The organism is uncultured Neglectibacter sp. (assembly GCA_937958185.1).
Lineage (GTDB): Bacteria > Bacillota > Clostridia > Oscillospirales > Acutalibacteraceae > Acutalibacter.
On sequence record CALFFN010000021.1, the window covers coordinates 168,150 to 181,663 of the forward strand.

Consider the following 13,514-nt stretch of genomic DNA (forward strand, 5'->3'; position numbering starts at 1 on the left):
CCCGCAAAAAGGAGATGGCGGCAGCTATGGCTCGGTCAAGAAGAAAGGGTCGCCAGGAGTTCGAGGACCTTTCCAGCTATTCCTCCGTCAGCGAGCGGCCGAAACAGAAAAAATCCCACGGAAAAATTTCCGCCGTCAAGGTGGCGGTCATCGTTGTGTGCGCCCTTTTGCTGCTCGTAGGCGGCATTCTTATTTATATCGCCACCGACCTGCTGGAGGGGCTGACCACTGCCACCATCACGAAAGACCCGGAAAAGCTGGGGATTTCTCCCACCGCCATTATGGACGACAGCGTGACCAATATCGCCCTGTTTGGGGTGGATTCCCGAAATAACGATTTTTCCGGGCAGTCCGATGTTATTATGATCCTGACGGTGGATAATAAGCACAGGAAGCTGAAAATGACCTCTATTCTCCGGGACACGAAGGTCCCCATTGAGGGCGAGACCCTCACCGGGGAGTACATGAACTGGGATACCAAGATAAACGCCGCCTATGCCTATGGCGGACCCGAGCTTGCCATTCGCACCCTGAATCAGAATTTTGGCTTGGGGATAGAAAACTATGTCACCATAAATTTTGCCAATATGGCGGCTATCGTAGACGCCTTCGGCGGCGTGGACGTGGAGCTTTCCGCCGAGGAAATGCGCGGAATCAACCGAAATCTCTGGTCTTTGTCCCAGGAGGTTTTGGATCAGATAGATGAGGATAAGGAAGAAGGCACTTACGAGGAAAAGGAATATCCCGTGATCCTTCGTGAGGATTATTTCCGCAATGCGGACGGTTCGCTGGATATCGAAGGCGGCGCGTATGCCGGCGGCACCTACCACTTAAATGGTGCGCGGGCTGTGGCGTATGGCAGGATCCGTGAGGTGGGGAACGATTACGCCCGTGTGGAGCGGCAGCAAACGATTTTCCGCCTTTTGCTCGACAGGCTCTTGAACATGGGCATTACCGATTATCCGGGGCTTATCAGGGAAATGATGCCCTATTGTGAAACGTCTCTTGGCTTGGAGGATATTGTAGGGCTGACCCCGATTCTCACCGGGGGCTTTTCCGTGGAATCCATCAGGGTGCCGGATATCGCCTATGAAACGGACCTGTTTGACGGTATGGCGGAGGATAATATCTACTACCTGATTTATGATGTCGCTCCGGCGGCGGAACGAATCAGCAGCTTTATTTTTGAAGAAAGCTCGCCCTATTGGGAAAAATTTGGAAATACTGCGGGTGACGCCGCAGGGGAATGACAGGCTGATGGGAGGTCTGAGATATGAGTAATCGAAACGGCAGGAACGGACCGGCGCATATGGCGTCCTCAAAAAAGAAAAGCTCCTCTGGAAGCGGCTCGGAACGCCGCCGCAGGGAGCCCTTGCAGGACAATTACTATTATGAGGAGCCCCGCGAACAGGATTTTGAAGAGTTTGAGGACGTGTCCAGCTATTCTTCTTCCCGGCGGAAAAAGGAAGATTTGAAAGAGCTGGAGCGCCAGAAAAACAAAAAGAAGGGTAGCACGGCGAAGAAAGTGATCCTCATCGTGGTCGCGATCCTCTTATTGGCTGTTGCCGGCATTTACTGCTATGTAAAGTTCTACCTGCTGGACGGTCTGACAGTGGAGACCATCACAAAAAATAAAGGCGAACTGGGCATTCAGTCCGAGGTGCAATTAGACGACAGCATCAAGAATATCGCCCTGTACGGCGTGGACGCAAGACCGAATGAAACGCAGGTCCGTTCCGACGCGATCATGATCGTCTCCGTGGACAACAAGCATGGAAAGATCAAAATGACGTCTATCCTGCGGGATTCCAATGTTTCCATGAAAATAGAGGACGACGGCGGTGGCTATTATTATACGGACGACAAGATCACCCACGCCTATTTTTACGGCGGTCCCAAGCTGGCGGTACAGACCCTGAACCGCAATTTCAGCCTGAATATCGAAGATTACGTTACGGTGGATTTCGCCCAGATGGCGAAGATCGTGGACGCGGTAGGCGGTGTGGATATCTATGTTTCCGGCGAGGAAGCCCTGGAAATCAACACCAACCTTTACACGCTCAGCCAGGAGGTCGCCAACGAAAAGGAAGGTGACGACGATTTTGACGAGGATAAATCTCCCAAGATCATTTATTCCGACTATCTTAAAAATATATATGACACCAGGGATTTTGCCTACGCCAGCGCCGATGAGTTTGAAAGCAAGGTCCGCCACTTAAACGGCAACCAGGCGGTGGCGTACGGGCGTATCCGTTATATCGGGAACGACGACGCGCGCAGCGTCCGGCAGCAGAATGTGCTGAAAGGGTTGATCGAAGCGGTGCGCGGCAAGAGCAAGCTGGAATACCCGGAAATGATCCGCAAGCTTATGCCCATGTGCACTACTTCTCTGGATTTCACCGATATCATGGGAATGCTGCCCATTCTGTTTACCGATTTCACCATGGAGAGCATTTCCGTACCCGGAGAGGAAGAAAACCCCAGCGGCGGCACGAATCCCAGAGGCGGCTGGGTGTACCAGTACGATCTGGAGGAGGCCGCCCGGCATATCCATCGCTTCATTTACGAGGACGGCGCTTCTACTTCCATGAATGCCATCGGGAAGGACGAGCATGTGCACGAGGTCAGCAACCTGCGATATCCTGAAAGCTCCGGCGGCGGGGATTCCGATTTGGACGGTCTGATCACCAGTATGCCCAGCGGCAGTGACGTCAGCAGCGAACCCAGCAGCGACGTGAGCAGTGAGCCCAGCAGCAGCGATGTCGGCAGCGAACCCAGCGGAGGCGACGTGAGCAGTGAGCCCAGCAGCAGCGAGATATGGGTCGATCCGCCAATAGAATCCGAGCCGGACAACGGCGGCGGAGAAGGCGGCGGAGAGGATACAGGCGGCTGGGAAGAAGGCAATGCCAACGGCAATGTAACTTTTGAAAAAAGGAGACAGAATCATGCGTGAACCGGTTTTGGTAATTTTGGCGGCGGGAATGGGCAGCCGCTACGGCGGATTAAAGCAGATCGACCCCATCGGTGCTTATGGAGAAAAGATCATTGATTACTCTCTGTATGACGCCAGGCAGGCAGGCTTCAAAAAGGCGCTGTTTGTCATTAAAGAGGAGTTGCTTTCCGCCTTTCAGGAGACGGTGTTCCCGAAGGTGGAGAAGTTTATCGAGGTCAGCTATGTATTTCAAAAGAAAGAGGACGTTCCCGCGGGCTTTTCGATCCCCGAGGGGCGGGAAAAGCCATGGGGTACGTCCCACGCTACCTTGACCGCTGCCCGTGCGCTGGGAGATTCTCCTTACGCGGTCATCAATTCCGATGATTTTTACGGCAGGGAAGCCTTCCAGAAAATTTATGATTTCCTGAAAAATTCCGGCGACGATACCAATTGCGCCATGGTGGGCTACTATTTGAAAAATACCGTCACAGAGCACGGCACTGTCTCCCGGGGTGTGTGCGAGGTGGAAGACGGCAAGCTTACCGGCATTGTGGAGCGGCTGAAGATCGCAAAGCGCCCGGAGGGGATCGCCTATACGGAAGATGGGGGCGAAACATGGGTGCCTCTGGCAGAGGACACCATCGTTTCCATGAACCTGTTCGGCTTCCCCGCAGGCTTTACCGCCGAGCTGGAGCGCGATTTCCTTCGCTTCTTCCGGGAGGACGTGGAGAAGAACCCGCTCAAATCGGAATTCCTGCTGCCCTTTACTGTGGGCAATATGCTGGCGGGGAACCGCGGTTCCGTGACCGTGCTGTCTTCCGGGGATAAATGGTACGGCGTGACCTACAAGGAGGACAAGGAACAGGTGATGGCAGGTATCCGGGGTCTGACGGAGCAGGGGGTGTACCCCTCGCCGCTGTGGGAATAAGTAAGTTTTGAAATTTGCGCAAAAAACTGGCCCTTTGGCTGAAGCTCGGAAAGCCGAACAGCGCCAAAGGGCGAGCAACCGGGGTCCGACCCGAAAGAAATATTGCACAGGGTCGTGGACCCCGGTCCTTTTGGACGATATTTCCGCTGGTTCAGACGTGCAAACGCAGCCGGTTGCTTACTGGTATTGTTGCCGTGATTTTGGGGCTTATGCGCGAAGAAAGAAAAAATTTAGAAAAGACACCTTTCTGCTCTTGCAAAAGCCGGAAGGGTATGGTATACTTAAAAGCACTGTTTTGAAGCTGATTTCAGGAGGAATATTAAATGAGCGCACTGGAAATTGTTTTTGGAATTGTTTTGCTGCTGTTCTCTTTGGCAATTATTATTATCGTTCTGCTGCAGGAAGGCAGCCAGAAGAATGTGGGTGTTGTTACCGGCGGCGCGGATACGTTCCTGTCCAAGAATAAGGCACGTTCTGTCGATGCTTTCCTGTCCCGTTGGACAAAGGTCATCGCGGTCGGTTTCTTTATCTTTGTGCTTGTAATCAACATTGTGATGTATTTCGTGAAATAAGCCTGCCGTGTGGCTTTCTTATCTATCGGCAGAAAGGGAGCATCGCACCCTTTCGCGTTTAGAAGAATACCTCGATTGAAAATGGGAACTGCCCCTCGACGGGGGCGGTTCTTTGTGTGAAAAGGAGATTTCATGCTGGCTTTGGTGGAACAGGAAAAGGAACCGCAGCGTTTGCTGCGCCTTTGCGAAAAGACCCCTTTCGGCTGCAAAATAGCCTCCGTTGCCGCGGCATACGGCTTTGATAAGGGCTTTGCCTGCTTTTGGCTGGATACCGAGTCGGAGACAGTGTTCTGTCAGACGGACGATGTCATGATAATTTCCGGCACGGTGCTGCACACGGAAGAAACAAAGGACTTCCTGCGCGCGGTGGGCTCCAAGGCGGTTTTCTGCGCTGTGCGCAACGCGGAGGCTCTTGCTTTACCTGTGACGGAGCATGGGGACGTGCTGAAAAAGCAGCTGCGCTCCGGCGAAGCCGTGAAGCCCGACCCCTATGGCGTTAATATCCGGGAAGTTTTTGAGCTGCTGGAGGAGACCGGCATGGTGGAAGAATTTGAGCCGTTTTACCTCGACCTGTCCCACAGGCTCCGCCATGACGCCTCTCTGGTGCTGACAGAGCATTCCGGCAGTGAATTGACGGGCTGCGCGGTGGTGTCTTCCATCAGCAGGGAAGCGGCAATTCTGTCCGCGCTGGCGGTGAGGGAAAAAAGCCGCCGCCAGGGCATCGGCACGCGGCTGGTGGGGCGCGTGGAAAATTGTTTCCCCGGCAAGACTCTGTATGTGTTCCGGGACAAAGAGAAAAATCGGGAATTTTATAAAGAATTGGGCTATGGAAAAACGGATACCTGGGTGTATTCGGAGCGCAGCTAAAGCAGAAAGGAAGAACGGACAGTGGTATATCCTTATTTTACGGTCAGCGAAACGCTGCAAAAGCTTTCCGCCGCCGCCGAAGCGCGCATCGCGCCCCGCCTGCGGGAGATCGAAGAAACACAGCGCTACAACCAGCAGAAAATGCTGGCAGCCTTTAACCGGGCGGGTGTCAGCGAAAGCCATTTTGCCGCCAGCACCGGCTATGGCTATGGGGACCGTGGACGAGACGTGCTGGACCAGGTGTACGCCTATGCCTTTGGCGCTGAGGACGCATTGGTGCGCTGGAATTTTGTCAGCGGCACCCATACCCTGACCGTGGCGCTGTTCGGCTTGCTCCGTCCCGGCGACAAAATGCTCTGCGTCACGGGAACGCCCTACGACACCATTCAGGGCGTGATCGGCATGGAGGGCAGAGAAGAACCCGGTTCTCTCAAAGAATTCGGCATTTCCTATGAACAGGTCGAGCTTCTGCCCGATGGTACCCCGGATTATGATGGCATGGAGCGGAAGATATCCCCGGACTATAAAATGGTCTATATCCAGCGCTCCCGGGGCTACAGTCTGCGCCCGTCCCTGACGGTGGCGGAGATTGAAAAAATCGCGCAGATTGCAAAGAAGAAAGCGCCGAACTGCATTGTGATGGTGGACAATTGCTACGGTGAGTTTATCGAGCGGGACGAGCCTGTTTCCCGCGGCGCGGACATCATGGCAGGGTCCCTCATCAAAAATCCCGGCGGCGGCGTTGCCCCCACCGGCGGTTATATCGCGGGCAGAAAAGATTTGGTAGAGCTTTGCGCCTACCGCCTGACCACCCCCGGCACCGGGCGGGAGATCGGCTGTACGCTGGGGCAGAACCGGGAGCTTTTCATGGGGGCGTTCCACGCGCCCCATGTTGCCGGGGAAGCCTTGAAGACCGCGGTTTACGCGGCGGCGCTTTTCTCCGTGCTTGGCTACGGCGTGACCCCCGCCCCGGAGGAAAAGCGGGGCGACATCATTCAGGTGATAGAACTGAAAACGCCGGAAGCGCTGATCGCGTTCTGCAAAGGCGTTCAAAAGGGCGCGCCGGTGGATTCCTTCGTCAGCCCCGAGCCCAGCCCCATGCCCGGCTACGACAGCGACGTCATCATGGCGGCAGGGGCTTTTACCCTTGGCTCATCTATCGAGCTTTCCGCCGACGCTCCTCTGCGGGAGCCTTACGCCGTCTGGATGCAGGGCGGCTTGAATTTCCACAGCGGTCAGCTGGGTATTTTGCTGGCGGCGCAGGAAATGCTGAACGAGGGCTTATTGAAGCTGTAAAAACGTTTGTTTTCCGAAGACCAGTCCGAGAGAGTTTTCTCCCGGACTGCTGTTGTTTTCAGAAAGAAAAAATTTTTTTCAAAACCCCTTGACTGCAACACGGTGTCGCACTTTATACTGAGGGCAGGAAAGAAGGAGGGCAATCTATGGACAAGCTGATGACCGTGACAGAGGTGTCGAGAGAATACGAGGTTTCTCCCAGAATGCTGCGGCACTATGAAACGCTGGGGCTGATCTCCAGCGCCAGACGGGAGGGGTACGCCTACCGTGTGTACAGCGAGCAGGACGTTACCCGTCTCCGGCAGATCCTGGTTCTCCGCAAGCTGCGGGTGCCGCTGAAGGATATCAGGCTGATCCTGGAAGACCCCGGCGCCGCCTCTGCCATTGCCGTTTTTGAGCACAACCTTGCCGAGCTGAATGAGGAAACGCGGGCGCTGTCTACCGTACGGGACATTTTGGCGCAGTTCCTTGCGCTTTTGAAGTCACGCGTTCAAATTCCGGCAGGGGAAACGCTTTTGAGCGACAAAAAGCTTCTCAGCCTGGCTAATTCCCTCGCTCCTTCCTCAACACAGCTTTCCAACGAAAGGAGAAACACCATGCAGGAAGATTTGAACAAAGCAGAGCAGATATCCCAGTCCATGTCGGACGTGCGCATCGTCCACCTGCCCGCCGCCACCGTGGCGGCAGCCCATTTTATTGGGGAGAACCCCGAGGACAGGGCAGGGAAGATGATCGCGGATTTTGTCCGGGAAAACCGGGTGTGGGAAAAGCTCCCCGGCTTGCGGCTGTACGGCTTTAACCACCCGAACCCCAAGGACGAGACAGGCGTTTACGGGTACGAATTCTGGGTGACGATCCCGGAGGATATGGAGGTGGCTCCGCCCCTTCAGAAAAAGGAGTTCCCCGGCGGCACCTACGCTGCGCACATGATCCAGATGGGAAATTTCCATGAATGGGCATGGCTTGACGAGTGGGTGCGAAAAAGCGGAGAGTATGATTACTGCGGGTGCGGGGACCCGGACGTCATGTTCGGTTCCCTGGAGGAGCACCTGAACTTTCACGACCATATCCAGCAGACCCCAGAGGGAGAGCCGGAAACCACCCAGCTTGACCTGCTGATCCCGGTTCGGAAACGGTAAGAGAGGAGACGGAACAATGCCGGACGGAATGAACGCGGAGGTAAGCCTGCGGCTTGCGGCATTCCCGCCGGAGCTGAGAAACCTGTATGACGAATTGAGAAGCTTGCTTCTGGAAAGCGCCGCTCAGGACGTGGAGGAGCGTCTCTGGGCAAAAATGCCCAGCTATTATGTGGGGGAACAGTATGTTCGGCTTGTTCCCTTTCCCGACCATATCAATGTGCAGGCGGACTCTATCCTGGAGCACAGGGAGGAGCTGCAGGGGTATCGGCTCACGCCGAAGGGCATGCTTCAGATTTATACATGGCAGCAGGTCCCCGCGGAAGTTCTGCGAAAGGTATTTTCAGAGGCATTGCTCTTACCATAGAAAAAAAGCAGGGATAACGCAAGGAGGGGACTATGAAACTGATCCCGGCAGAAGAGAAGCACCTTGAACTTTTGACAAAAATATCCAAGAATGCTTTTGACAGCGATATCGATGTGGGCGCAAAAGGACCGGGAGGACCTCCCGGTTATGATTCCTGCCATTGGCACAGAAGAATGATGGAAGAAGGACATTTGCTCACAGCTGTGGAAGAAGGGAAAATCATCGGCGGTGCGGTTATTTTCAGAAATCAAGACGATGAAACTGCCCTATACGTCGGAAGGATTTTTATTGACCCGGCTCTTTTTCGGAAGGGGTACGGCAAAAAAATGATGACCACACTGGAACAGGATAACCCTGATGTCATGACGTGGAATTTAGAAACGCCGGCATGGAATCGACGTACAAACGATTTTTATAAGAAAATAGGTTATGTGGAAATTTATAGAGATGATGGAGAGGTGCGCTATCAAAAAACGCGATGAGATGTCTTCTCTAGAAAAAGTAAGGAGGGATTTGACAGATGAACAGCTTTAGAGAGTGTTTTCCAAAAGACCGCAAGCCGGAAATCACGGATTTGGAAGCTTTCTGGAGCAGCAATGTCACGGTACTGTTCCGAGATTTTGCGGAGCACATTTTGAAAAATTATGATCTGAGATTCGGGATCCCCGTTTGGTCAGAAAGGAACGGCTGGACCTATCGCATAGGAAAATCCGGCGTGTATCTCATTACGGGGGTTTTGATTGAACAGGACTCGTTCCTTGTAGAACAGATTCGGGTAAAGGATAAAGCAAGCTATCTTACGCTGTTGGAGCATGTGCGCAAACTTTATCTGGAAAACAGGGAGAGCTTTGAAAAAAGGATTGCGGAAAAGAACATGCGGCAGGCGCAGAGAAACAAGAAACGGATCGAAAGGGAAAGCAGAGAGCGCTCAGAGCTGCAGGACAGGATCGTTCAGGGAAAATATAATGTTTTTCATTGGCCGGATAAGCTGAATATTGAGAAACTAAAACAGCTGTATTATCTGGATGCCAAAGGAATTCAGGATATTGATCTTGCTGATGAAATCGGTCTGACATTGTATCTTCGCTGCAAATACGGAAAAGAAGATATGGAGCGCATGGAGCGCTATGTGATCAGGTGCCATCACTGTCAGGCAGAGTTGGAGGGCGACGGAGACTTCAGGCAATGTCAATGCGGATATCAGTATTCGTATAGGGAGTACCGCAGAAGTTATCGCAGAAACAATATGCCCACCGGCGCAGCTGCCAAAGTGTTTGAAGCATTTCTCTCTGATTGGACTATGGCAAAAGGTTACTCGCAGAAAATAGTTTTGATTGATTCCCTGCTGCATGAATTTCACCTTTCCTTAATTTCCGGCGCAGTACACCGACCAGTTGCGATGAATTTTATCGACGGCACGGTGGAGAAGGTAACGAATATCATCAACTCTCTGGCAAGGGAATAAGGGCAGATCGGCGAAATTTTCTATTCCAGATCAGAGCAGAAACCTGAAAAACAGACTGAGAGAAAATCCTCTCAGTCTGTGCCACGTTCTATTTCTCCTGACCAGAGACAGCGCTTCAGGTCTACCCGGCCGTCCGGCAAAAAGGGGATATTTTCGTCTTCCAGCAGTCCTCGCTGGATTTCCTTTCCGCCGAAAGCCTGGTCGCAGCAGAGCCTTCCGTCGCTGTATAAGACCCGGTGGCAGGGCAGCCCAGCCGGGGCCCGGTACATGGCAGCCCCAACGATCCTTGCAGCCCGCGGGCTTCCTGCCATGGCGGCAAGCTGACCGTAGGTCGTCACCTTTCCCTCCGGGACCTGAGCGACAAGGTCATACACACGTTTTGGAAAGCTTTTCATGATCTCCCGCCTTTCTGTATGTCCAGTATACGTGATTTTTTGAAAGGAAGCAAGGAAAACAACAAAATCGCCAAACGAAAAGGAGAATGCAAATGGAGCTTATCATGCAGCCCACCTTTGAAACCTGCGGTCAGGCGTGTATCGCTATGATCTCGGGAAAAACGGTGGAGGAAGTTATTAAGGACATGAAAACCGATGGTCCCACCAGCATAGGGCAGCTGGTGAAGATATTGGACGAATATGGGATAAAGCACGCGGAAAAGAATGTGCGCATTTCCCAAAAGAACCCGGTGCCCTATGAGTTTTCCATTTTGACCGCTCACATGAAGGGCGGGTATAACCACTGGCTGCTGCTGTACGGCGGTCGCTATTACGACCCCGAGTTTGGTTTGATCGAGGGAGAATACCCCCACGGCAGGATCACTTCTTTTTTCGCCATCTATCCATAAGGTTTCCGGGCGGTCCTTTTTGAGGGACCGCCCGGGTTTTGCCTTTCCAGGGATTCAGCCGATATCCTTTCTGCCGTATTGCCAAAAGGCAAGGAAAACGCCGATAAGGGAAAAAGCTATGCCGGAAGCCAGATACCCGGCGTTGATAGCACCGTTCGTAACGATGTCCGCGCCCTCCGTATAGCCAAAGGGCGTAATATATTTCAGGAATTTTGTTTCCTCCAGCAGATTGGAAAGAAGATTGATGAAATAGAACAGCGCGGCAAGCCCTAGCCCCGCGCCGAGACCGCTTTGGCGCAGGAAAGCGGAGATACCGAAGGTGATGGCTGCCGTTTCCACCTGCATGAGAAAATAAGCGAGAAAGAGCAGCGCAGTGGTAGAGGCGGGCATAGCTTCGTGAATGACAGCTTCAGCCAGCAGGGTGAAAGCGGCGGAAACAGCGTTCAGCAGGACTAATTGGATCAGGATCGCGCAGAATTTCCCTCCCACCACGGCGGCACGGGAAATGGGGTGGGTCAGCAGGAAATCTGCCGTATGTTCTTTTTCTTCCTTTGCCAGTGCGGAGATTCCCAGCAGCGCGGCAAAAAAAGCGCCGCCCAGCCCCAGTATGTTCCCGCATTCCACGGCAAAGAAGCCGGAAAATTCGCCGTAATTTATTCTGTCTAAGCCGAACGCCTGAGAAAAGCTGCCCATATTGGCAAAGGCGGCGCTGATTTCCGTCATCTGCTTTTCCATTTCCGGGTAGATCAGCACACAGATCCCCAGCAGCAGAGAGATCGCAGCCGTCCAAACCACCAGAGAATTTCTGCCCAGCTTCAGTTCATGCTTCACGATAGTCATAGGGTTTCTCCTTTCGCATAGTAATGCAGGAAGATTTCTTCCAGATCAGGCTCGGCAATGGTCAGGTCGGCGGGGGAAAGGCGGGTCAGCTCCCGCAGGAGCAGATCGGTTTCTCCGCTGTAGAGAAAGCTGACGGAGCCATTTCCCGTTTGCACGTCCCGGATGCCCTGCAGGTTCGGCTCAGCCGTCACACCGTGCAGGGTGACCCGTTTCGCGCCGGTGTGCCCCAGCCGCTCCACACGGTCCGCTGCCAGCAGCTTTCCTTCCCGGATCACGGCGGCGTGCCGGCAGTACCGCTGCACCTCGGAAAGGATATGGGAGGAGAGGAAAACGGTAGCGCCCTCCCGGTTGCGTTCCTGCAAAAGCGCAAAAAATTCCCGCTGGATCAAAGGGTCCAGCCCGCTGGTGGGTTCGTCCAGAATGTACAGGCTGGGCTTGTGCTGCATGGCGCAGACGATCCCAACCTTCTTTCGGTTGCCGAGAGAAAGCTCAGCCACCCGGCGGGAGGTATCCAGCCCCAGCCGTTCACAGAGCATGGCGGCTTCCCGGGAACAATCCTTTTTTCGCAGCCCGGCGGAAAATTTCAATACTTCTTTGACCTGCATTCCACTGTAAAATGTAGTTTCCGAGGGAAGAAAGCCGATTTGTGAGAGCAGCTCCTTCCGATGGGTGCGGATATCGAGCCCCAACAGTTCCGCTGTGCCGCCGGTGGGGGAGATCAGCCCCAGCAGCGTGCGGATCGTGGTGCTTTTTCCCGCTCCGTTGGGACCGATAAAGCCGAAGAAATCCCCCTGCCCCACGGTCAAATTCATTTCGACAATGCCCCGGGATTTTCCATAATATTTTGTCAGGTTTTTCGTTTCAATGGCGTTCATTCGGAGTCTCCCTTCTCTTGTAGACAGATTTCCAGAAGCTCAGCAGTTTTTGAAAGTCCCGCTTCATCTGCGCCGTGTCCAGCCCGCCCCGCTGTAGCATTTCCCAGAGGTATCCCTCCGAAGCCCAGTACATTTCCCGGTACATCATCTGCAGGTCCAGCCCCGGCACAAAGTCTTCTGGCGGCAGGGCTGTCAGCGCGATAGCGGCTTTTTTGTCGAAATGCTTTCGGTAGCTGCGCTGGATTTCCCTGCTCAGCTCTTCGTCTTTTTCATAAAATGCTTTTACGGCAAACAGCGCTATGCAGGGATATTGCTCCATGATCTCAAATTTAGCGTCCATGCCCCGCTCCATCATTTCAAATAAGTCAGTAGACTCATAACAGCGATAGGCGGTAAGGGTGTTTACAGTAAGCTCGGCGGCCTGTTCCCAAAGAAACAGATAAAACTCCTTTTTGTTGCGGAAATAGTGGAACAGCAGGGATTTGCTGATCCCGGCGGCGCCCGCGACCTCGCTCATGGGGCTTTTCCGATAGCTGTTTTCCGAAAACACCTGAAACCCGGCGTTTAGGATCCTCTGCTGCTTTTCCTGCGGCAGCTGAAAAAATTTTGGATTCATAAGCCCTCCTTGTTGACCGCTGCGGTCCATACCGATATTGTAAATCCATTGACCGCTTTTGAGAAGACCCCCGCAAAAATAATTGCTTTTTCTAGGATCAAGCTGTATCATATTTCCATGGAACAGCAAAAAATGAAATGGAGAGAAAATGACAATGGTCTTTCAAATAATCGGCGTTGTGCTGTTGCTGGCGTTTTATACCTGCTATTTTGGGAAAATGCTGCGCCAGAAAAAGCGGGGCATTCAAACAGACCAGATGGGGAAAGGGAAGCGGGGCATGGTCAAGGGAATCGAGCTTTCCGTGAAATTCTGTACTTGTTTTGTGGTGTTTGCAGAAGTGCTGGCTCTTTTCCTGAATGTTTCCGGGCTCCCCACATGGTGCAGAGTGGCAGGCGTTCTTTTGGGTATAGCGGGAGTGGTGATTTTTATTCTATCCGTAGTGACTATGAAAGACAGCTGGCGCGCCGGGGTGCCGGAGGGGGAAAAGACAGAGCTTGTGACCGCCGGAATTTACAGCTGGAGCAGAAATCCCGCTTTTCTGGGGTTTGACCTGCTTTATCTCGGTCTGCTGCTCATGTTTTTTCACTGGGCGCTGTTCCTTGTCACCGTCCTTGCCGTGCTGATGCTGCACTTGCAGATCGTAAATGTAGAAGAAGATTTTCTGGCGCAGACCTTTGGCGGGGAATACGTCAATTACAGAAAAAAGGTGTGCCGGTATTTTGGCAGGAAAGGCTGAATCGAAGAACTAAAAGGGGCTTGCAGATCTTCTGCAAGCC

The 13,514-nt window shown here is 53.2% G+C and carries 16 protein-coding genes; 12 read left to right on the forward strand and 4 right to left on the reverse strand.

Going from position 1 to position 13,514, the window contains the following annotated elements:
• Nucleotides 1–26 precede the first annotated feature (26 nt).
• The 10 genes from AB8996_RS06575 (at nt 27) to AB8996_RS06620 (ending at nt 9,563) form a co-directional block, all read left to right on the forward strand.
• Complete coding sequence (locus tag AB8996_RS06575; protein WP_369298176.1) at nt 27–1,250, forward strand: LCP family protein; 1,224 nt, start codon at nt 27–29, stop codon at nt 1,248–1,250.
• A gap of 23 nt (nt 1,251–1,273) precedes the next feature.
• A complete protein-coding gene (locus tag AB8996_RS06580) occupies nt 1,274–2,953 on the forward strand; it encodes an LCP family protein (RefSeq protein WP_369298177.1) in 1,680 nt (559 codons plus the stop codon).
• Nucleotides 2,946–3,860 carry an NDP-sugar synthase gene (locus AB8996_RS06585; protein WP_369298178.1) on the forward strand — a complete coding sequence of 305 codons (915 nt, stop codon included), beginning with the start codon at nt 2,946–2,948 and terminating at the stop codon, nt 3,858–3,860. Before AB8996_RS06580 ends, AB8996_RS06585 begins: the two co-directional genes overlap by 8 nt.
• Before the next feature lie 323 nt (nt 3,861–4,183).
• The gene (secG, locus tag AB8996_RS06590) at nt 4,184–4,432 is read left to right on the forward strand and encodes a preprotein translocase subunit SecG (protein WP_369298179.1); all 249 of its coding nucleotides are present in this window, start codon (nt 4,184–4,186) and stop codon (nt 4,430–4,432) included.
• 132 nt (nt 4,433–4,564) lie between these two features.
• Entirely contained in the window at nt 4,565–5,299 is a 735-nt protein-coding gene (locus tag AB8996_RS06595) for a GNAT family N-acetyltransferase (RefSeq protein ID WP_369298180.1), read from the forward strand.
• 54 nt (nt 5,300–5,353) lie between these two features.
• Nucleotides 5,354–6,595 (forward strand): aminotransferase class I/II-fold pyridoxal phosphate-dependent enzyme, encoded by a 1,242-nt coding sequence (locus AB8996_RS06600; protein WP_369298229.1) that lies wholly within the window; start codon nt 5,354–5,356, stop codon nt 6,593–6,595.
• Nucleotides 6,596–6,741: 146 nt separating this feature from the next.
• Complete coding sequence (locus AB8996_RS06605) at nt 6,742–7,734, forward strand: effector binding domain-containing protein (RefSeq protein ID WP_369298181.1); 993 nt, start codon at nt 6,742–6,744, stop codon at nt 7,732–7,734.
• 16 nt (nt 7,735–7,750) lie between these two features.
• Nucleotides 7,751–8,098 carry a DUF1801 domain-containing protein gene (locus AB8996_RS06610; RefSeq protein WP_369298182.1) on the forward strand — a complete coding sequence of 116 codons (348 nt, stop codon included), beginning with the start codon at nt 7,751–7,753 and terminating at the stop codon, nt 8,096–8,098.
• A gap of 32 nt (nt 8,099–8,130) precedes the next feature.
• The gene (locus AB8996_RS06615) at nt 8,131–8,580 is read left to right on the forward strand and encodes a GNAT family N-acetyltransferase (protein WP_369298183.1); all 450 of its coding nucleotides are present in this window, start codon (nt 8,131–8,133) and stop codon (nt 8,578–8,580) included.
• A gap of 254 nt (nt 8,581–8,834) precedes the next feature.
• Nucleotides 8,835–9,563, forward strand: a complete 729-nt coding sequence (locus AB8996_RS06620) for a hypothetical protein (protein ID WP_369298184.1) — start codon at nt 8,835–8,837, stop codon at nt 9,561–9,563.
• A gap of 71 nt (nt 9,564–9,634) precedes the next feature.
• Here AB8996_RS06620 and AB8996_RS06625 read toward each other — a convergent pair whose 3' ends face one another.
• A complete protein-coding gene (locus tag AB8996_RS06625) occupies nt 9,635–9,958 on the reverse strand; it encodes an MGMT family protein (RefSeq protein ID WP_369298185.1) in 324 nt (107 codons plus the stop codon).
• A gap of 92 nt (nt 9,959–10,050) precedes the next feature.
• On the opposite strand from AB8996_RS06625, the gene AB8996_RS06630 reads away from it, so the two are divergent.
• Nucleotides 10,051–10,407, forward strand: coding sequence for a hypothetical protein (locus AB8996_RS06630; RefSeq protein WP_369298186.1), 357 nt, complete (start codon nt 10,051–10,053; stop codon nt 10,405–10,407).
• Nucleotides 10,408–10,461: 54 nt separating this feature from the next.
• Here AB8996_RS06630 and AB8996_RS06635 read toward each other — a convergent pair whose 3' ends face one another.
• The 3 genes from AB8996_RS06635 to AB8996_RS06645 are packed head-to-tail and all read right to left on the reverse strand — an operon-like array spanning nt 10,462 to nt 12,738.
• Nucleotides 10,462–11,247, reverse strand: coding sequence for an ABC transporter permease subunit (locus tag AB8996_RS06635; protein ID WP_369298187.1), 786 nt, complete (start codon nt 11,245–11,247; stop codon nt 10,462–10,464).
• Nucleotides 11,244–12,122, reverse strand: coding sequence for an ABC transporter ATP-binding protein (locus AB8996_RS06640; RefSeq protein ID WP_369298188.1), 879 nt, complete (start codon nt 12,120–12,122; stop codon nt 11,244–11,246). Before AB8996_RS06640 ends, AB8996_RS06635 begins: the two co-directional genes overlap by 4 nt.
• Nucleotides 12,109–12,738 carry a TetR/AcrR family transcriptional regulator gene (locus AB8996_RS06645; RefSeq protein WP_369298189.1) on the reverse strand — a complete coding sequence of 210 codons (630 nt, stop codon included), beginning with the start codon at nt 12,736–12,738 and terminating at the stop codon, nt 12,109–12,111. The genes AB8996_RS06640 and AB8996_RS06645 overlap by 14 nt, the downstream gene beginning before the upstream one ends.
• A gap of 154 nt (nt 12,739–12,892) precedes the next feature.
• On the opposite strand from AB8996_RS06645, the gene AB8996_RS06650 reads away from it, so the two are divergent.
• On the forward strand, nt 12,893–13,474 hold the full coding sequence (locus AB8996_RS06650; protein WP_369298190.1) for an isoprenylcysteine carboxylmethyltransferase family protein: 582 nt from the start codon (nt 12,893–12,895) through the stop codon (nt 13,472–13,474).
• Nucleotides 13,475–13,514: the final 40 nt, after the last annotated feature.